At 75.0% G+C, this 1,166-nt stretch carries 2 protein-coding genes; one reads left to right on the plus strand and one right to left on the minus strand.

Annotated elements, in window-relative coordinates:
* Positions 1-357 (minus strand): beta-eliminating lyase-related protein (locus H5J29_RS33585; protein ID WP_220188244.1); only part of this gene is annotated, 357 nt, incomplete at its 3' end.
* A gap of 199 nt (positions 358-556) precedes the next feature.
* Between H5J29_RS33585 and H5J29_RS33590 the strand changes: the two genes are divergently transcribed.
* Positions 557-1,063, plus strand: coding sequence for a SigE family RNA polymerase sigma factor (locus H5J29_RS33590; protein WP_181784893.1), 507 nt, complete (start codon positions 557-559; stop codon positions 1,061-1,063).
* Positions 1,064-1,166 lie beyond the last annotated feature (103 nt).

Below are 1,166 nucleotides of genomic sequence, written 5' to 3' on the forward strand. Positions count from 1 at the left end.
ACGCGGCATGCCGCCCGCCAGCCACGCCGCCGTGCCCAGCTCGGCGTCGAGCACGTGGGCGCCCGCGGGCGCGAGGAAGGAGTCCCCGCGCTGCAGGTGCGCCATCAGGGCGATCAGGTTCCCCATCGAGCCGCTGGGCGTCCACAGCGCGGCCGAGGCGCCGAGCAGCCCGGCGACCCGCTCCTCGAGCGCGGCCATCGTGGGGTCGTGGTCGAGGACGTCGTCCCCGACCTCCGCCTCCGCCATCGCCCGCCGCATCTCGGGGGTGGGCCGGGTGACGGTGTCCGAGCGCAGGTCGACGGGCGCGTCGTCGGGCACCTTCGCCGCAGGTCGTCGGGTTCGCGTGGGGGTCCGCATCGGATGCGGATTGTGTCAGGTGACCCGGTCGGCGTTGCGCTGGGGTCACGAAACGGTCACGACGTTGGGCCGGACGGGTGATCCCCGAGGTGACGTGCAACCGTGTGTGCCGCCCGATCCGTCCTGATCTCGCAGAGGCCGCGCAGAGGCCGCGCAGAGGCCGCGCAGAGGTCACGCTGAGCGCAGAGGAAGGAGAGCCGTGGACGACGCCGAGGAGCGCGCCTTCGCCGAGTACTTCCGCGCGCGCCGGGACACCGTGCGGCGCACGGCCTACCTGCTCTGCGGGGACTGGCACCGGGCGGACGACCACGCCCAGTCCGCGTTCGTGGCGCTGCACCGGCACTGGCGGCGGATCCGGGACCCGCGGGCGCTCGACGCCTGGGTGCGGAAGACACTGGTCAGGGCGGTGGTCGACGAGTCGCGGCGGCCCTGGCGTCGGGAGCGGTCGACCGACCGGACACCGGACGTGGCCCGCAGCGACGCGGACGTCGCGACCCGGACCACCCTCGTGGAGGCCCTCCGCTCGGTGCCCGCCCGCCAGCGCGCGGTGCTGGTCCTCCGCTACCTGGAGGGGCTCGACGTGGCGGGCACGGCCGCCGCGCTCGGCTGCTCGGAGGGCACGGTGAAGAGCCAGACCTCGCACGGGCTGGCCGCGCTGCGCGGGATCCTGGGGGACTCGCTGGACGACATGAGGGCTGCGGGGTGACGGAGATGGACGACGACAAGCTGACGGCCGCCTTCCGGGCCGCGGTGGACAGCCCGCCCGAGGCGGGGTTCTCGACCGACGACGTGCGGCGCGAGTCGCACCG

Source organism: Pseudonocardia pini (genome assembly GCF_013870575.1).
In the GTDB taxonomy this organism is placed as follows: Bacteria; Actinomycetota; Actinomycetes; order Mycobacteriales; family Pseudonocardiaceae; genus Pseudonocardia; species Pseudonocardia pini.